This is a genomic window from Mycobacterium kyorinense, assembly GCF_001672775.1.
GTDB classification, from domain to species: domain Bacteria; phylum Actinomycetota; class Actinomycetes; order Mycobacteriales; family Mycobacteriaceae; genus Mycobacterium; species Mycobacterium kyorinense_A.
The window spans coordinates 1-15,864 of the sequence record NZ_LZKJ01000058.1; the positions used below are offsets into that span (position 1 = coordinate 1).

Genomic DNA, 15,864 nt, shown 5'->3' on the forward strand with positions numbered 1-15,864 from the left:
CAATAAGCCTATGTCTCGCGGCCCGATCGACGGAGCCTTACGGGCGGTACTCCTCGCGGTCGTCCTCGTCGCCGACGATCTCCTGGTGCTGCTCATGCCAGTCGGAGGTATTCGCCTCTACCGGCGGGATTTCGCCGTCGAAGCCGCTCGGCAAGGATGTGGTTTCCTGGTCCTGCTCGACGGCGTCGGCGACGGGAACTTCGTCGGACCGGTCGTCGCGGTCGTCCATCACATTCTCCTGGGTTTCATTCGCCGCGGCGAAGGGGTATCAACTCTGCACGATGATGACTTCGACGGCATCCAGCAACGATGTGAAAACCCGGCTACGCCAGCATCGGGGACAGGATCACAAACGCGATCACGTAGATTCCCACTGCGACCAGAATCAAGACGATCAGCGTGATAACGGCGATCAGCGCAGTGCGCCGAAGTCGGCGCGTGCGGGGAGTTTCCGTTGTCTCAACCTCGTCCATGGCGGGTGGAATACCCGGCGGTGGCCATGACTAACCGGCTCCAACGCGGGGGTAGTCTCAGTCAAACATTGCCGGGAGGGCAGATGACCACTACCGACGTGCCGGGCAACATCCAGCAACGGAGTGACCGCGCCATTGAGCTTCGGGTAGCAGCACGCTTGGAGAACCTTGCCGTGCTGCGCACCCTGGTCGGCGCGGTCGGCACTTTTGAAGACCTGGACTTCGACGCCGTCGCCGACCTTCGCTTGGCGGTGGATGAGGTGTGCACCCGGTTGATCCGGTCTGCCGCCGACGACGCGACGCTGATGCTGGTGGTCGATCCGCGCGACGACGAGTTGGTGGTCCAGGCGTCGGCGGCGTGCCAGACCGCCGAGGTGGTGACACCCGGCAGCTTCAGCTGGCATGTGCTGACCTCGCTGGCCGATGACGTCCAGACATTCCACGACGGCCGAGCCTCAGACGGGTCCGGCGGCGTCTTCGGAATCACGCTCACTACGCGACGGGCGGGCTCTGCCAGGTGACACCGCGAGCTGTCGGCGGTTCGACCTCGAGGCCCAACGAATACGCCGACGTTCCCGACATGTTCCGTGAATTGGCCAGTTTGACGGCCGATTCACCGGAATCCCAGCGTCAGCGGGACAAGATCGTGGAGCGGTGCCTGCCGCTCGCCGATCACATCGCCCGACGGTTCGAGGGCCGAGGAGAGCCGCGCGACGACCTGGTGCAGGTCGCGCGGGTCGGGCTGGTCAATGCCGTCGTCCGCTTCGACGTCGAAGCAGGGTCGGACTTCGTTTCGTTCGCCGTCCCGACCATCATGGGCGAAGTTCGCCGCCATTTCCGGGACAACAGTTGGTCGGTCAAGGTGCCCCGGCGGCTCAAGGAGCTTCATCTGCGGCTGGGCACCGCCACCGCCGACCTGTCCCAGCGGCTGGGCCGTGCACCCACCGCAACGGAGTTGGCCGACGAACTGGACATGGACCGCACCGAGGTCATCGAAGGCCTGGTGGCCGGCAGCTCGTACAACACGTTGTCCATCGACAGCGGCGGCGGCAGCGGTGACGAGGACGCCCGCGCCATTGCCGACACGCTCGGCGATGTCGACACGGGCCTGGAGCGAATCGAGAACCGGGAATCGTTGCGGCCGTTGCTGGATGCGCTGCCCGAGCGTGAGCGAACGGTGTTGGTACTCAGGTTCTTCGACTCGATGACGCAGACGCAGATCGCCGAGCGCGTCGGCATCTCACAGATGCACGTGTCTCGGCTGCTCGCGAAATCGCTAGCGCGCCTGCGGGATCAGTTGGAATAGCCGCTGCGGCTCGTCGTCGGTGGCCAGGCCGGCAGCCGCCGAATTCGTGGTCGGCAGGGTGTTGTCTGGATCGCAGATCCGCAGCACCCGGGAAACCGCGGGACCGGGCACCACAGCCCACTCTACGTCGGTGCCCGCGCACCTGACGTTGATGGTGTGCAGTGCTGAAAAGCCCGCTGTGCCAAAGAATTCCAGGCCGGTTAAGTCCACGATCACGTGCTTGGCGTGAGCGGAGCAACGCTGAACATAATTGGCGAGCTGGTTGGCGTTGGATGCGTCGAGTTCACCGTACGCACCGATGACGGCGACCGATGACACCCACTGAGCGGTGAATCGGACGGTGTGGTTTTCCCACGGTTGGGACGGAAATGTGGCGTCTGCTGCAGCGGCGCTGCTCTCAACGCGTCTGTCTTTGGCGGACGACATGGTGACTCCATCAGTCGACGACGATTCGTGCTGTGGATCACGTCAGGCGGTTTGATGCCCCCTCACGGCGGGCGGCCGCGCCTCCCGCACGTCTTTGACGCTTTTCCGGGTGGCTGTTAACTCAACCTGGTGATGAACACTACTCCCGGCCACTCGGGTCGACAACGACCTGAGAGCGATTCTCAGAATCCCTGGTCACTGCGGCTTTGGCGGCAACGTCATGGCGAATCGCTGCACCGCCGCGCTGGCCGCGGCCGCCGGCTGGCCGTCTGCTGCGCGGGTTCGGGTGCTGATCTCACCGGTCGCCGGGTCGAGCCTGACTTCGGCCAGCAATTCACCCGTCGTCGGCTCGCAGACCGCCCACGTGTAGCAGGTGTCCGATGACCATTGGGCGGCGCTGCGCGCGACGTAGTCGGGGTCGGTGACGCCGAGCTCGGCCAGCGCCGGTCGATCGTCGATCCGGTCATCTGCTCGTAACGCCCGCAGATACCAACTGCCGGCGTTGATTTCGACAGGATCCATCTGGCCGCCTGCCGAGCTACTTGATCTCGGCGAGCACCGTGCCCTGTGTGATCGCGGCACCGGCCTCGACGGCCAGCCCGGTGATGACACCGTCCTTGTGTGCGGTGACCGGGTTTTCCATCTTCATCGCTTCCAGGACCACGACCAGGTCGCCGGCGGTGACTTCCTGGCCCTCCTCGACGGCGACCTTGACCACGGTGCCCTGCATCGGCGCGGTCACCGCGTCACCCGAGGCCGCGGCGCCGCCCTGCGCGCCGCGCTTGCGTGGCTTGGGCTTCTTGCGGATCACGCCGGCCGCGTCGCCGCCGCCGCCGTTGGACAGCGCCAGGTCGGCCGGCAGCGACACCTCGAGCCGGCGGCCGCTGACCTCGACGACCACTTTCTGCCGCGGCCGTGCGTCGTCCTCATCGAGGGGCTCGCCGCCGGTGAACGGTTCGACGGTGTTGTTCCATTCGGTCTCGATCCAGCGGGTGTGCACCGAGAAGCCGTTGTCGTCGCCGATGAAGGCGGGGTCGGAGACCACTGCCCGATGGAACGGAATGACGGTGGCCAGTCCTTCGACGTGAAATTCATCCAAGGCCCGGCGCGCCCGCGCCAGCGCCTCCTGGCGGTTGGCCCCGTAGACGATCAGCTTGGACAACATCGAGTCGAACTGTCCGCCGATCACCGAACCGGCTTCGACGCCGGAATCCAGCCGGACACCGGGGCCGGTGGGAATGTCGTACCGGTTGACCGGGCCGGGCGCGGGCAGGAAGCCGCGGCCGGCGTCTTCGCCGTTGATCCGGAACTCGATGGCGTGCCCGCGCGGGGTGGGGTCTTCGGTGATCTCCAGCTTCTCGCCGTTGGCGATCTTGAACTGCTGCAACACCAGGTCGATGCCGGCGGTCTCCTCGGTGACCGGGTGCTCGACCTGCAGACGGGTGTTGACCTCGAGGAACGAGATCAGGCCGTCCTGGCCGACCAGGTATTCGACGGTCCCGGCGCCGTAGTAGTGGGCTTCCTTGCAGATCCGCTTGGCCGACTCGTGGATCTCCTTGCGCTGCGCGTCGGTGAGGAACGGCGCGGGCGCTTCTTCGACCAGCTTCTGGAAGCGGCGCTGCAGTGAGCAGTCCCGGGTGCCGGCGACGACGACGTTGCCGTGCTGGTCGGCGATCACCTGGGCCTCGACGTGGCGGGGCTTATCGAGGTAGCGCTCGACGAAGCATTCGCCGCGGCCAAACGCGGCCGTGGCCTCGCGCACCGCGGACTCGTAGAGCTCGGGGATCTCCTCGATGGTGCGGGCGACCTTCATGCCTTTACCGCCACCGCCGAATGCGGCCTTGATCGCGATCGGCACGCCGTACTCCTGGGCGAAGGCGACCACCTCGTCGGCGTCCTTGACCGGGTCGGGGGTGCCGGGTACCAGCGGGGCCTGGGCGCGAGCGGCGATGTGGCGGGCGGTCACCTTGTCACCGAGATCGCGGATCGACTGCGGGCTGGGCCCGATCCAGATCAGGCCGGCGTCGATGACCGCCTGGGCGAAATCGGCGTTCTCCGAAAGGAACCCGTAGCCCGGGTGAATCGCGTTGGCGCCGGACTTGGCGGCAGCCTCCAGGAGCTTGTCGAACACCAGGTAGGACTCCGCCGAGGTCTGTCCCCCGAGCGCGAATGCTTCGTCGGCCAGCCGCACGTGGGGCGCGTCGGCGTCGGGTTCGGCGTACACCGCGACGCTGGGCAGGCCGGCGTCTCTGGCCGCCCGGATCACCCGAACCGCGATCTCCCCGCGATTGGCGACGAGAACCTTGGCGATCTTCGAGCTGGCGTGACTAGGCACTGCGCCTCCTGTGGCTGGAACGTTTCTCTTAGGGCTGGACTTCTTAAGAAATCCTCTTACAAGTCTGTCGGGGGGAAGTTTAAGCGCCGCGGTGTGGCGCCGAATCAGCCGGTGCCCCATTGGACTCGCGCAGCCTCCGCTTGATGCGGGCCAGCATCGCCGACATACCCCGCAGCCGCAGCGGGCTGATCAGCGCCGCCAGCCCCAGATCGGTGTAAAAGTCCTCGGGTACCGCCAAAATGTCGGCGGCAGACTGCTCGTCGAGGCCAGTGGCCAGGATCGAGGCGAATCCGCGGGTGGTCGGCGCTTCGGGCGGGGCGCTGAAATACAGCCGCACCCGCGCCGGGTCATGCGCATCGACGTGCAGGAACAGCGGCGACTGGCATTCGGGCACCGGCTCCATGGCCGCCTCTTCCAACTCGCCGGGCAGGGCCGGCAGGTCCTCGGCGAATTCCAGCAGCAGCCGCAGCTTGTCTTGGCCCTGAACTTCGGCGAAGTCGGACACCACCTCGGCCAGCGGCGCGGGCATGCTCATCAGACCGGCACGGCTCCGGGTTGCTCGCCGGCGACGATCGGCACCCGCACGGTGTTGCCCCATTCGGTCCAGGAGCCGTCGTAGTTACGCACGCCCGGGATGCCGAGCAGATGCGTCAACACGAACCAGGTGTGGCTGGACCGTTCACCGATGCGGCAATACACGATCGTCTTGTCGTCTGGCCCGATGAATCCGTAGAGCTGCTCGAGCTCCTCGCGGCTGCGGAACCGGCCGCTGTCATCGGCGGCTTTGGCCCAGGGGATCGACACCGCGGTGGGAATGTGCCCGGCCCGCAGCGCGCCCTCCTCGGGGTAATCAGGCATGTGGGTGCGCTCGCCGGTGTACTCCTGTGGCGAGCGGACGTCGATCAACGGGCCAGAACCCAACGCGTCCAACACGTCGTCCTTGTAGGCGCGGATCGGTGCATCGTTGCGTTGCACGACGGGGTAGCCGGTTGACGTCTTGGACGGGACATCCAGCGTGGTTTCCCGGCCGTCGGAGAGCCACAGATCGCGCCCGCCGTTGAGCAGCCGGACGTCGGGATGGCCGAACAGCGTGAAGACCCAGAGCGCATACGCCGCCCACCAGTTGCTCTTGTCCCCGTAGATCACCACGGTGTCGTCGCGCGAAATGCCCTTGCGGTTCATCAAGTCGGCGAACTGCTCGCCGGTGATGTAGTCGCGCACCCGCGGGTCGTTGAGGTCGGTATGCCAGTCGATCTTGACCGCCCCGGGAATATGGCCGACGTCGTAGAGCAGTACGTCCTCGTCGGACTCGACGATCACCAGGCCGGGTTTGCCCATGTTGCCGGCCAGCCAGTCGGCGGTGACCAGCCGTTCCGGGTGGGCATAGGCGCTCAGGGTGGGGCTGGGATCTGCTGGTAATGGCACGGCATTGAGCCTACCGTCGCGGATTTCACCGCGTAGCAGGCACCGAGCGCCTCGGTGATGCGGCCGGCGGAGTCAGACGCTCAGCGCGACCTCGTAGGCCACCGCGAAGCGGCGGGCGTCCGGCTTCGGGCGGAATAGCGCGCCGCCGTTGGGGCACCAGCTGACCACCCGCAGAAGTCGCTTGCCCGGCGACAACTGGTCTCGCACAACGTTGGCCAGGGCGGCTCGGAGCTGTTCGGTGTCATAGCGGTCGATATCCCGCGACACGGGCACGTTCCACATGGTTTCTTCCACCGGCATGGGTCCAGTGTCTGCGGTGCTCCTCGCCAAGCGCGTAACCACGTCCGGCGCGTCCAGTCACGGTTGTGTCACGGCCAGGCAGCGCGCCGAAACCGACGCTAGAGCGCAAAAGTGCGAGAAATTCGGCGCTAACGTCGATCTCGGCGGGTGCTCAACACCACAGCGCGCTGACCGACAACCCGATGCGCTGCAACAACCGGCGGGTCAAGGGCAGGCTGATGCCGATGACGTTGGACGGATCGCCTTCGATCCGGTCGACGAACCAGCCGCCGAGCCCGTCGATCGTGAAGCCGCCGGCCACGCGTAGGGGCTCGCCGCTCGCGACGTACGCCCGCAGGTCGTCGTCGGTTGGCTCAGCGAAATGCACGGTGGTGCAAGCGGATTCGACTTCACATGCGGTGACGGTGGCGTCGTGCAGGCGGATCAGGCAGTGACCGGTGTGCAGCCGGCCCGATCGGCCGCCCATCAAGTGCCACTGAGCTTGGGCGGCAGCGGCGGACCCGGGTTTGCCGACCAGCCGGCCATCGACTTCCAGCATCGAATCACAGCCGATGACAACACAATCCGCGGCGACGGAGTCCTCCAGGCTATCGACCACCCGCTCGGCTTTGGCGCGCGCCAGCGCGCAGACAACCTCCGCGGGCGAAGCATCCGATGGAAGCCCGGCGATGACGGCGTCCTCGTCGACCCCGGAGACCACGACCAGCGGCTCGATGCCGGCCTGACGCAACACGGTGAGCCGGCCAGGCGAGGCGGACCCGAGCACCAGCCGGGTCATCGGCGCATGTGCGTCCGTTCCAGCAGCGTGACCCGCTGCCAGCTGAATACCGGGTAGCGCAGCTTGTCGATCGGCAGCCCCCACCGGCTGCGCTGGGGCTGCGCCGGCTCGGTCGCGCCGCCGCCGGCGCTGCCCAACACCGCGATCAGCGCGGCCAGCTCCTCGTCGGTGGGGTTGCCCTTGATCACCGCGATGTGCGGTTCGTGGGCACCCTGTTCGTCGCTCATCTCGTTCCCATCCGTCACAGCGGAATGTTTCCGTGCTTCTTGGGCGGCGTCTGGGCGATCTTGCGTTCCAGCAGCCGCAGCGCGGTCCCCACGTAGCCGCGGGTGTGCGACGGCGGAATCACCGCGTCGACGTAGCCTCGCTCGGCGGCGACGTAGGGGTTGACCAGGGTGTCCTCGTACTCCTGCTGAAGCTGTAAGCGCAGCGCGTCGACGTCCTCACCCTTGCTGGCCGCCTCGGCCAGCTGCTGGCGGTAGACGAACCCGACGGCGCCGGAGGCGCCCATCACCGCGATCTGCGCCGTGGGCCAGGCCACGCAGACGTCGGCGCCCATGTCTTTGGAGCCCATCACGCAGTAGGCGCCGCCGTAGGCCTTGCGGGTGATCACGGTGATCTTGGCGACGGTGGCCTCGCCGTAGGCGTACAGCAGCTTGGCGCCGCGGCGGATGATGCCGTTGTATTCCTGGCCGGTGCCGGGCAGAAAGCCCGGCACGTCGACCAGCATGACGATCGGGATGTTGAAGCAGTCGCAGGTCCGCACGAAACGGGCGGCCTTCTCCGAGGCGTTGATGTCCAGGCAGCCGGCGAACTGGGTGGGCTGGTTGGCCACGATCCCGACCGGCCGGCCGTCGACGCGGCCGAACCCGACCACGATGTTCTGGGCGTAACCGGCCTGCACCTCGCAGAACTCGTCGTCGTCGAGGATTCGGGTGATCACCTCGTGCATGTCGTACGGCTGGTTCGGCGAGTCCGGGATCAGCGTGTCCAGCTCGATGTCCTCGTCGGTGAGGTTGTCCTCGATGGCGCCGTCGGGGATCGGTACCGGGTAGCGCGGCGGGTCGGTGAAGTTGTTGGGCGGCAGGTAACTCAGCAGCTCGCGGACGTAGTCGAAGGCGTCCTGCTCGCCGGAGGCCACATAGTGTGCCAGGCCGGACTTGGCCATGTGGGTGTGCGCGCCGCCCAGCTCCTCCATCGTGACGTCCTCACCGGTGACGGTCTTGATCACGTCTGGGCCGGTGATGAACATCTGGCTGGTCTGGTCGACCATCACGACGAAGTCGGTCAGCGCGGGGGAGTAGACGTGCCCGCCGGCGGCGGCGCCCATGATCAGCGAAATCTGCGGGATCACACCGGAGGCTTGAATGTTGCGGTGAAAGATCCGGCTGTAGAGCCCCAGCGAGACCACACCCTCTTGGATGCGCGCGCCGGCGCCGTCGTTGATGCCGATCAGCGGGCGGCCGGTCTTGATCGCCAGCTCCTGTACCTTGACGATCTTTTCCCCGTACACCTCGCCGAGGCTGCCGCCGAACACCGTGACGTCCTGGCTGAAGACGCACACGTCCCGGCCGTCGATGGTGCCGTAACCGGTGACGACGCCGTCGCCGACCGGTCGCTTCTCGCCGAGCCCGAAGTTGGTGCTGCGGTGCTTGGCCAACGCGTCGAGCTCGACGAACGAATCCTCGTCGAGCAGCGCGGTGATGCGTTCGCGGGCGGTCAGCTTGCCCTTGGCGTGCACCTTCTCGACGGCGGCCTCACCGACCGGATGCAGCGTCTCGTTGGCCCGCTTGCGCAGTTCGGCCAGTTTGCCCGCGGTGGTGTGGATGTCGATCTCGTGCTCAGCGGCCGCTTCGACATGGCTCTCGGAAACGCTCGTCATGGGTGACGAGCTTAGCGGCGCTGGATCGGCGGGCCGAATTGCGGCCATGCCGATCGGCGCGTTGATTCTGCGTTCACCAAGTAGTCCACTCGCATATTCGCCTGGTAGCCGCAGAGTCAACGTGAAAAAATCGCCGAATGGACGCTGACCCGCTCCGGCCGCCGCTAGACGCTGCGGTGATCGGCAACGGGCTGGTCGGCCCGGAGTCGGCATGGCGCCGGCTCGACGTGGTCGCCGAGACCGGCTCCACCAACGCCGACCTGTTGGCCCGGTCGGCCGCCGGCGACGACATCGACGGCGCGGTGCTGCTGGCCGAATACCAGAACGCCGGTCGCGGGCGCCACGGGCGGCACTGGTCGGCGCCGCCACGCAGCCAGATCGCCTTGTCGGTCGGCGTCGACGGATCCTCGGTGCCCCGGTCGGGATGGGGGTGGCTGCCGCTGGCCACCGGCGTCGCCGTCGTCGACGCGCTGGCGGCGCAAGCCGACGTCGCCGCGGGCCTCAAGTGGCCCAACGACGTCCTGGTCGGCGACGGCAAGCTGGCCGGGATTCTCGCCGAAGTCGCCGCGCCGGCACCGGCGATCGTCGTCGGGCTGGGGCTCAACGTGACGCTGACCGCGGCGGAAGCGCCCGACCCAATCGCCACCTCACTGCTGGCGGTGGGATCGACAGTTGATCGAAATGCGTTGGCCCACCGCATACTTCGCGAACTGGCCAGTCGAATCGATGCTTGGCGAACCGCCGGCGGGGCTGACCCCACGCTGTTGGCCGACTATCAGCGTTACAGCGTGACGTTGGGTTCGCGAGTGCAGGCGCTGCTGCCCGGCGACAAGGAGCTCGTCGGGGTGGCGTTGGGCGTCGACGAGTTGGGCCGGCTGCGCGTGGACACCGGCGGTCAGACCGTGACGGTCTCGGCCGGAGACATCACGCATCTGCGTTCCGCCGGTTAGAGTGCTGCCGTGGGTTACCCCGACAATGTGCTGGCCGGCGACGAACAGGTGGTTCTGCATCGGCACCCGCACTGGAAGCGGCTGATCGGCGCGGTCCTCGTCCTGCTGCTGGCCACCGCGCTGGCATCATTCGTGGCTGCCGTTGTCAGCACGACCGACTGGGATCACAACGCCAAAAACATCATCTTCGCGGTGATCTGGGTGATCTGGCTGGTGGTCGTCGGCTGGCTGACGCTGTGGCCGTTCCTGACGTGGTTGACCACCCATTTCGTCATCACCGACCGGCGAGTGATGTTTCGGCACGGTGTGTTGAGCCGCAGCGGAATCGACATTCCGCTGGCCCGCATCAACAGCGTCGAATTCCGGCACGGCATCGTCGACCGGGTCTTGCGCACCGGGACGCTGATCATCGAGTCGGCGTCACAAGATCCGTTGGAGTTCTACGACATTCCGCGCGTGGAGCAGGTTCACGCGCTGCTGTATCACGAGGTCTTCGACACTCTCGGGTCCGAGGAATCGCCGAGCTGAGAAAGCCGGCTGCGCCGTGACCGCCACGCGCGCAGCGGGGTAACGGTGCCGCCGCCCTCGATGTTGTTCTCGAGCACCTCGGCGATCCCGCCGGCGGTGAGTGCGGATTCCAACGCCTGATCCGGGGTACGGCCGAACTCGTCGGGAAATACCCAGCGCCGGAACGCCCAGAACCGGAACGCCATCTGCAGCAGGTTGCCGATGATGTACGCCGAGATGAAGTCGGCGATGTTTTCCACCGTCAGCGATACGTGGGGCACCCGCAGTTCCAGGATGTAGCTGGAGAACCACAGCGGCGCCATCGACAGCAGCACGCCGACACCGCTGAACACGAAGAACAACAGCGCCTCGTGGTGGCGTTCCCGACCGCCGCGCTGCCGGAAGCTCCATTCCCGGTTCAGGATGTAGGACGCGATGACTGCGACGATGCCCGCGATGACCTTGGCGGTCACCGGCTTGGGCGCCAGAATCGTCAACTTGAGGGTGTAGAAGATCGCCGAGTCGATGACGAATGTGGTGGCCCCGACGATGACGAACTTGATGAGTTCGTGATGGCGTTCGGCATACGGTCGGATCAGCCGGGGCAACCGCTCGATCGTGGCATCGGCAAAGGACACAGTGTCGCAGTGTACGTTTTGTCGGCTACGGGTGCGTCACGACTCTGTCACCACCGTCAAATACCGCGGTCAGCCGCCATGACACCATGATGGCCGTGCCAAGTTCACCGTCTACTCCGCCGGTGGTCGCGATGGTCGGCGGCGGCCAGCTGGCCCGCATGACTCATCAGGCCGCCATTGCGCTGGGCCAGACGCTGCGGGTGCTGGCCGCCGACGCCGATGACCCCGCCGCCCAAGTCAGCCCCGACGTGGTGATCGGTTCGCATACCGATCTCGACGACCTGCGCCGCGTCGCGGCCGGGGCCAACGCGCTGACCTTCGACCACGAGCATGTCCCTACCGAGCTGCTGACCAAGCTGGTCGGCGAGGGCGTCAATGTGGCGCCGCCGCCGCAGGCGCTGGTGCATGCGCAAGACAAGCTCGTGATGCGGCGCCGGCTGGAGGAATTGGGGGCGCCGGTGCCGCGCTACGCCGCGGTCGGCGAGCTCGACGATCTGGATGCGTTCGCCGCGCGAGTCGACGGTCCGCTGGTGGTCAAGGCGGCCCGCGGCGGCTACGACGGGCGTGGGGTGCGGATGGCCGCCGACCTGGCACAGGCCCGGGAAATCGCCCGCGACATCGCGGGCTCCGGGGTGCGGGTGCTGGTCGAGGAACGAGTCGCGATGCGGCGCGAACTGTCGGCGCTGGTGGCGCGCTCGCCATTCGGTCAGGGAGCGGCGTGGCCGGTGGTGGAGACCGTGCAGCGTGACGGCATCTGCGTGGAGGTGATTGCGCCGGCTCCGCAGTTGCCCGCCGACGTCGGCATCCAGGCGCAGCAGTTGGCGTTGCGGCTGGCGGCGGAGCTCGAGGTGGTTGGGGTGTTGGCCGTCGAGCTGTTCGAGACCACCGACGGGGCTCTGCTGGTCAACGAGTTGGCGATGCGGCCGCACAATTCCGGGCACTGGACCATGGATGGCGCCCGGACGAGCCAGTTCGAGCAGCATCTGCGCGCGGTGCTGGACTATCCGCTCGGCGACACCGACGCCACCGTCGCGGTGACGGTGATGGCCAACGTGTTGGGGGCGCCGCAAACGCCGACGATGACCATCGACGAACGCCTGCACCACTTGTTCGCGCGGATGCCCGAAGCCCGGGTCCACCTGTACGGGAAAGGGGAACGGCCGGGCCGCAAAATCGGCCACGTCAACTTCTTAGGGTCGGACATGGCCGAGCTGGCGACGCTGCGTGAACGCGCCGGGCGGGCGGCACACTGGTTATCGCACGGGCAGTGGACGGACGGATGGGACCCACATGGTTAACCTGGCGGATCAGCCCCGGGTGGGCGTGATCATGGGCAGCGACAGTGACTGGTCGGTGATGCAGGACGCTGCGGACGCGCTGGCCGAATTCGACGTGCCCTACGAGGTCGGGGTGGTCTCGGCGCACCGCACGCCCGCGCGGATGTTCGACTACGCCCGGGCCGCGGCCGACCGCGGCATCGAGGTGATCGTCGCCGGTGCCGGCGGCGCCGCCCACTTGCCGGGCATGGTCGCGTCGGTCACACCGTTGCCGGTGATCGGGGTCCCGGTGCCGCTGGCCAGGCTCGACGGTCTGGACTCGCTGCTGTCGATCGTGCAGATGCCGGCGGGAGTGCCGGTGGCAACCGTTTCAATTGGCGGCGCCCGCAACGCGGGCCTGTTGGCGGTGCGCATCCTCGGGGCGTCCGATCCGGCGCTGCGCAGCCGGGTCGTCGCGTTCCAGGAACAGCTGGCGGAGACCGTGCGGGTCAAGGACGAAAAGCTGCGGAGTAAAGTTACCGGCCAGTAGCCCGGCGACGATTCGGGTCGGAGCGGCCCGCCGTAGAGCCGGGCGATCGAAGACTGTGCAAGGAGGTCGGTATGGCTGGATGGGCCGGAGATCCATCATTTGATCTGTTCAAGTTGCCCGAGGAGCACGACGAGCTGCGGGCGACGGTTCGGGCTTTGGCGGAGAAGGAAATCGCGCCCTATGCCGCCGAGGTCGACGAGGAGTCGCGGTTTCCCGAGGAGGCGCTGGCGGCGCTGAATGCTTCCGGCTTCAACGCCATCCACATTTCCGAGGAGTATGGCGGTCAGGGCGCGGACGCGGTGGCCACCTGCATCGTGATCGAGGAGGTGGCGCGGGTTTGTGCCTCGTCGTCGCTGATTCCCGCGGTCAACAAGCTGGGCACCATGGGGCTCATCCTGCAGGGTTCGGAGGAGCTGAAGAAGCAGGTGTTGCCGAGCTTGGCCACCGACGGGGCCATGGCGTCGTATGCATTAAGCGAGCGCGAGGCCGGCAGTGATACGGCGTCGATGAAAACCCGGGCCAAGGCCGACGGCGACGACTGGATTCTCAACGGCACCAAATGCTGGATCACCAACGGCGGCAGGTCGACCTGGTACACCGTGATGGCGGTGACCGATCCGGACAAGGGCGCCAACGGTATCTCGGCGTTCATGGTGCACAAGGACGACGAGGGATTCAGCATCGGCCCGAAGGAAAAGAAACTCGGAATCAAGGGCTCGCCGACCACCGAGCTGTATTTCGAGAACTGCCGCATCCCCGGCGATCGCATCATCGGTGAGCCCGGCACCGGGCTGAAGACGGCGCTGCAGACCCTCGACCACACCCGTCCCACCGTGGGTGCGCAGGCCGTGGGCATCGCGCAGGGCGCGCTGGACGCAACCGTTGCTTATACCAAGGACCGCAAGCAATTTGGCAAGTCGATCTCGGAGTTCCAGGGTGTGCAATTCGAGCTGGCCGACATGGCGATGAAAGTCGAAGCCGCCCGCTTGATGGTCTATACCGCCGCTGCGCGCGCCGAGCGCGGCGAGCCGAATCTCGGATTCATCTCCGCGGCCGCCAAGTGCTTCGCCTCCGACACGGCCATGGACGTGACGGAGTCGTCGGTGCAACTCTTCGGCGGCGCCGGCTACACCACCGACTTCCCGGTCGAACGGTTCATGCGCGACGCCAAGATCACCCAGATCTACGAGGGCACCAACCAGATTCAGCGGGTGGTCATGTCACGCGCGCTGCTGCGCTGACGCGTGATGGCTTCCGCCGTCGAGAAACGTTCGGCTTCCTTTTGCCGGGTCCCCCAGGAGGGGCTATCGTCCATAATTGTGGACGACAGCGCCAAAGACCCGGCGATCGTTCTGCCCTACCTGGTCGGCAGGCCGCTGGCGGCTACCGAGGTCTACGAGGCATTCGGCTATCGCAAGTCCGCCTACTACAAAGCGGCTCGCGAGGGCCGGCTGGTCACCGCCGACAATCTGATCAAGGCGGCTAAGTATTTCGGGTTGAACCCGGTCGAACTGCAGGTTCGCTACGGGTTGATCGAGCCGGAGTCGGTCGCCGAGTTCGTCGAGTCCGAACGGCGCCTGCCCAGAATGCGTGAACTCTATCCCGATCCCAACAGGCCGCCCGTCTAAGCGGCGCTGCTGGGAACACCTGATGATCAAAACCGCCCTTATCACCGCCACGCTGGCTGCGATCGCGTACAGCCTATGGATCCGCCGCCACACGTGGCGATCCAGTTGGGAGGCCGGCGCGACGCTGAACGTTGCGCTGCAGGGTTGCGCGGTGCTGTTGATGTCGCACTGGGCGGCAGCCGTTCTCGGTCCGCCGCTGCACCGGATCTTCGGGCTGTGGAACGTGCAACACCTCCTCGGCCACATCTGCTGGATTTTCGCGGTGACCGCGATCATCCAGCACGGGCTGGCCCGGCTCGCCAACGAAACCCACGTCCGCGGGCTGCTGCGCAAATTCGTGGCCCGCCCGGTGTGGTTGGTGGTTCCGCTGCTGGTCGCAGTGTTCGTCATCGCCGATGAGGGCCATCACCCCGACATGTTCGCTGCCCCGGTCACCGATGTCTGGCTCGGCGTCTACTGGCTGGTGCTGGGTGGGTTGCTGATCTATCTGCTCGGCTATGCCGTTCAGGTCCTTCTGATCCTGCGGACCGATCCCCGCTCAACGACGACCGTCGACCTTTACCTGATCTCGGCGGGCTTCGGCGTGGTGGCGCATGTGATCCAGATCGGCACCGCCTGGGCCCACATCGATGTCACCTTGCCGGTCTGGTTGTGCGCGTGCCTGGGTGCCATCGGCTTCGCCTACGGATCTGCCCGGTCGTGGCAGGCCAAGGTGGCCTGGTTCAGGCCCAGCGCATAGCGCGCGGTTAGCTATCCGGCCGACAGCGGGCGCGCCATCACGCTGTGGCGGAACCCGTACCGTTGGCCGATGTCTCCGCCGGACTGCCGGCCCGAACCCGGAAAAAGCGGAATTCCGCGCAGCATCCCCTCTGGTCTACCTGCGGGGCCGGTGCTGATGGTGTTGAGGGGTGAAGCCGCGCTTGCGGCGTTTGTCGCAGGAGCCGCCGCGGCCCAACTCTGCGGCACCGACAAGTTGCCGACCGTGCCCGCGTGACCCACACTCGCCGACACGCCCGCCGACACCGGCCCGCCGCCCAGCATTCCACCGACACCGGGCAGGCTGGCCGCCGCTTCAGCTCCTTTGGTTACGGCCGCGGCGGGAAGCACGTCTTCCCAGACCTTGATCATGTGGTCGAAGCTGCCCAGTTCGGAATACCCCATGCTGAGCAGGTTCGAATACATCGACGGCGTCAACAGTTTGCCGAGAGGCGATTGGGACCATCCGGGCGATCCTTCGGCTTTGCCGAGCAGCCCGCTCAGAACTGGTCTGAGGCCCAACACCCCCGAGGTCGGTGAACCGGACGACGACGTGGGCAGCGCGAGGGCCTGCAGCGTGGCGGGCACCGACTGCAGTGGCTGCGCACTCGTGCCAGCGGCCGTCTCGGCGGCGTGAGCAACCGCAGCGGCCTG

At 66.7% G+C, this 15,864-nt stretch carries 22 protein-coding genes; 9 read left to right on the forward strand and 13 right to left on the reverse strand.

The window, feature by feature from the left end:
* Window positions 1-37: 37 nt before the first annotated feature.
* Window positions 38-229: a hypothetical protein gene (locus A5707_RS05525; RefSeq protein ID WP_065013514.1), complete on the reverse strand. Its 192-nt coding sequence runs from the start codon at window positions 227-229 to the stop codon at window positions 38-40.
* Between the two features lie 94 nt (window positions 230-323).
* Window positions 324-473: a hypothetical protein gene (locus A5707_RS24085; protein WP_197495262.1), complete on the reverse strand. Its 150-nt coding sequence runs from the start codon at window positions 471-473 to the stop codon at window positions 324-326.
* An 83-nt stretch (window positions 474-556) separates the two neighbouring features.
* On the opposite strand from A5707_RS24085, the gene A5707_RS05530 reads away from it, so the two are divergent.
* On the forward strand, window positions 557-994 hold the full coding sequence (locus A5707_RS05530) for an anti-sigma factor (RefSeq protein ID WP_065013515.1): 438 nt from the start codon (window positions 557-559) through the stop codon (window positions 992-994).
* Window positions 991-1,779, forward strand: a complete 789-nt coding sequence (locus A5707_RS05535) for an RNA polymerase sigma factor SigF (protein ID WP_065013516.1) — start codon at window positions 991-993, stop codon at window positions 1,777-1,779. The genes A5707_RS05530 and A5707_RS05535 overlap by 4 nt, the downstream gene beginning before the upstream one ends.
* Here A5707_RS05535 and A5707_RS05540 read toward each other — a convergent pair.
* The 9 genes from A5707_RS05540 to A5707_RS05580 all read right to left on the reverse strand — a co-directional run bounded on the left by A5707_RS05540 (window position 1,750) and on the right by A5707_RS05580 (window position 8,925).
* Window positions 1,750-2,205, reverse strand: coding sequence for an STAS domain-containing protein (locus A5707_RS05540; RefSeq protein ID WP_082969267.1), 456 nt, complete (start codon window positions 2,203-2,205; stop codon window positions 1,750-1,752). The two genes, A5707_RS05535 and A5707_RS05540, sit on opposite strands and share 30 nt — an antisense overlap.
* Window positions 2,206-2,400: 195 nt before the next feature.
* Window positions 2,401-2,727, reverse strand: coding sequence for a hypothetical protein (locus A5707_RS05545; RefSeq protein ID WP_065013517.1), 327 nt, complete (start codon window positions 2,725-2,727; stop codon window positions 2,401-2,403).
* 16 nt (window positions 2,728-2,743) lie between these two features.
* Window positions 2,744-4,540, reverse strand: coding sequence for an acetyl/propionyl/methylcrotonyl-CoA carboxylase subunit alpha (locus A5707_RS05550; RefSeq protein ID WP_065013518.1), 1,797 nt, complete (start codon window positions 4,538-4,540; stop codon window positions 2,744-2,746).
* A 79-nt stretch (window positions 4,541-4,619) separates the two neighbouring features.
* Window positions 4,620-5,075, reverse strand: a complete 456-nt coding sequence (locus A5707_RS05555; RefSeq protein ID WP_065013519.1) for a SufE family protein — start codon at window positions 5,073-5,075, stop codon at window positions 4,620-4,622.
* A complete protein-coding gene (locus A5707_RS05560; RefSeq protein WP_065013520.1) occupies window positions 5,075-5,965 on the reverse strand; it encodes a sulfurtransferase in 891 nt (296 codons plus the stop codon). The genes A5707_RS05555 and A5707_RS05560 overlap by 1 nt, the downstream gene beginning before the upstream one ends.
* Before the next feature lie 72 nt (window positions 5,966-6,037).
* Window positions 6,038-6,265: a hypothetical protein gene (locus A5707_RS05565; RefSeq protein ID WP_232000637.1), complete on the reverse strand. Its 228-nt coding sequence runs from the start codon at window positions 6,263-6,265 to the stop codon at window positions 6,038-6,040.
* Window positions 6,266-6,416: 151 nt separating this feature from the next.
* Window positions 6,417-7,043, reverse strand: coding sequence for a Maf family protein (locus A5707_RS05570; RefSeq protein WP_065013521.1), 627 nt, complete (start codon window positions 7,041-7,043; stop codon window positions 6,417-6,419).
* A complete protein-coding gene (locus A5707_RS05575; RefSeq protein WP_065013522.1) occupies window positions 7,040-7,270 on the reverse strand; it encodes an acyl-CoA carboxylase subunit epsilon in 231 nt (76 codons plus the stop codon). The genes A5707_RS05570 and A5707_RS05575 overlap by 4 nt, the downstream gene beginning before the upstream one ends.
* Before the next feature lie 14 nt (window positions 7,271-7,284).
* Entirely contained in the window at window positions 7,285-8,925 is a 1,641-nt protein-coding gene (locus A5707_RS05580) for an acyl-CoA carboxylase subunit beta (protein WP_065013523.1), read from the reverse strand.
* Window positions 8,926-9,062: 137 nt separating this feature from the next.
* On the opposite strand from A5707_RS05580, the gene A5707_RS05585 reads away from it, so the two are divergent.
* Together A5707_RS05585 and A5707_RS05590 are read left to right on the forward strand one after the other, a co-directional pair.
* Window positions 9,063-9,875: a biotin--[acetyl-CoA-carboxylase] ligase gene (locus tag A5707_RS05585; protein WP_065013524.1), complete on the forward strand. Its 813-nt coding sequence runs from the start codon at window positions 9,063-9,065 to the stop codon at window positions 9,873-9,875.
* A gap of 9 nt (window positions 9,876-9,884) precedes the next feature.
* Window positions 9,885-10,403, forward strand: coding sequence for a PH domain-containing protein (locus A5707_RS05590; protein WP_065013525.1), 519 nt, complete (start codon window positions 9,885-9,887; stop codon window positions 10,401-10,403).
* On the opposite strand, the gene A5707_RS05595 is transcribed toward A5707_RS05590, so the two are convergent.
* The gene (locus A5707_RS05595) at window positions 10,358-11,020 is read right to left on the reverse strand and encodes a GtrA family protein (protein ID WP_065013526.1); all 663 of its coding nucleotides are present in this window, start codon (window positions 11,018-11,020) and stop codon (window positions 10,358-10,360) included. The two genes, A5707_RS05590 and A5707_RS05595, sit on opposite strands and share 46 nt — an antisense overlap.
* 86 nt (window positions 11,021-11,106) lie before the next feature.
* Here A5707_RS05595 and A5707_RS05600 point away from each other — a divergent pair, with 86 nt between their 5' ends.
* The 5 genes from A5707_RS05600 to A5707_RS05620 all read left to right on the forward strand — a co-directional run bounded on the left by A5707_RS05600 (window position 11,107) and on the right by A5707_RS05620 (window position 15,193).
* A complete protein-coding gene (locus A5707_RS05600) occupies window positions 11,107-12,318 on the forward strand; it encodes a 5-(carboxyamino)imidazole ribonucleotide synthase (RefSeq protein ID WP_082969268.1) in 1,212 nt (403 codons plus the stop codon).
* The gene (gene purE / locus A5707_RS05605; RefSeq protein ID WP_082969269.1) at window positions 12,311-12,826 is read left to right on the forward strand and encodes a 5-(carboxyamino)imidazole ribonucleotide mutase; all 516 of its coding nucleotides are present in this window, start codon (window positions 12,311-12,313) and stop codon (window positions 12,824-12,826) included. The genes A5707_RS05600 and purE overlap by 8 nt, the downstream gene beginning before the upstream one ends.
* A gap of 71 nt (window positions 12,827-12,897) precedes the next feature.
* A complete protein-coding gene (locus tag A5707_RS05610; protein WP_065013528.1) occupies window positions 12,898-14,067 on the forward strand; it encodes an acyl-CoA dehydrogenase in 1,170 nt (389 codons plus the stop codon).
* 78 nt (window positions 14,068-14,145) lie between these two features.
* A complete protein-coding gene (locus tag A5707_RS05615) occupies window positions 14,146-14,454 on the forward strand; it encodes a hypothetical protein (protein ID WP_065013529.1) in 309 nt (102 codons plus the stop codon).
* 22 nt (window positions 14,455-14,476) lie between these two features.
* Window positions 14,477-15,193: a hypothetical protein gene (locus tag A5707_RS05620; RefSeq protein ID WP_065013530.1), complete on the forward strand. Its 717-nt coding sequence runs from the start codon at window positions 14,477-14,479 to the stop codon at window positions 15,191-15,193.
* Between the two features lie 11 nt (window positions 15,194-15,204).
* Here A5707_RS05620 and A5707_RS05625 read toward each other — a convergent pair.
* A partial coding sequence (locus tag A5707_RS05625; protein ID WP_232000638.1) for a PE/PPE C-terminal domain-containing protein occupies window positions 15,205-15,864 on the reverse strand: 660 nt, incomplete at its 5' end.

Bases quoted from the DNA above. Each gene is read 5' to 3' on its own strand.
- A5707_RS05525 (WP_065013514.1), bottom strand. From the start codon at position 229: ATGGACGACCGCGACGACCGGTCCGACGAAGTTCCCGTCGCCGACGCC.
- A5707_RS24085 (WP_197495262.1), bottom strand. From the start codon at position 473: ATGGACGAGGTTGAGACAACGGAAACTCCCCGCACGCGCCGACTTCGG.
- A5707_RS05530 (WP_065013515.1), top strand. From the start codon at position 557: ATGACCACTACCGACGTGCCGGGCAACATCCAGCAACGGAGTGACCGC.
- A5707_RS05540 (WP_082969267.1), bottom strand. From the start codon at position 2,205: ATGTCGTCCGCCAAAGACAGACGCGTTGAGAGCAGCGCCGCTGCAGCA.
- A5707_RS05545 (WP_065013517.1), bottom strand. From the start codon at position 2,727: ATGGATCCTGTCGAAATCAACGCCGGCAGTTGGTATCTGCGGGCGTTA.
- A5707_RS05555 (WP_065013519.1), bottom strand. From the start codon at position 5,075: ATGAGCATGCCCGCGCCGCTGGCCGAGGTGGTGTCCGACTTCGCCGAA.
- A5707_RS05565 (WP_232000637.1), bottom strand. From the start codon at position 6,265: ATGCCGGTGGAAGAAACCATGTGGAACGTGCCCGTGTCGCGGGATATC.
- A5707_RS05570 (WP_065013521.1), bottom strand. From the start codon at position 7,043: ATGACCCGGCTGGTGCTCGGGTCCGCCTCGCCTGGCCGGCTCACCGTG.
- A5707_RS05575 (WP_065013522.1), bottom strand. From the start codon at position 7,270: ATGAGCGACGAACAGGGTGCCCACGAACCGCACATCGCGGTGATCAAG.
- A5707_RS05580 (WP_065013523.1), bottom strand. From the start codon at position 8,925: ATGACGAGCGTTTCCGAGAGCCATGTCGAAGCGGCCGCTGAGCACGAG.
- A5707_RS05585 (WP_065013524.1), top strand. From the start codon at position 9,063: ATGGACGCTGACCCGCTCCGGCCGCCGCTAGACGCTGCGGTGATCGGC.
- A5707_RS05600 (WP_082969268.1), top strand. From the start codon at position 11,107: ATGATGGCCGTGCCAAGTTCACCGTCTACTCCGCCGGTGGTCGCGATG.
- purE (WP_082969269.1), top strand. From the start codon at position 12,311: ATGGTTAACCTGGCGGATCAGCCCCGGGTGGGCGTGATCATGGGCAGC.
- A5707_RS05610 (WP_065013528.1), top strand. From the start codon at position 12,898: ATGGCTGGATGGGCCGGAGATCCATCATTTGATCTGTTCAAGTTGCCC.
- A5707_RS05620 (WP_065013530.1), top strand. From the start codon at position 14,477: ATGATCAAAACCGCCCTTATCACCGCCACGCTGGCTGCGATCGCGTAC.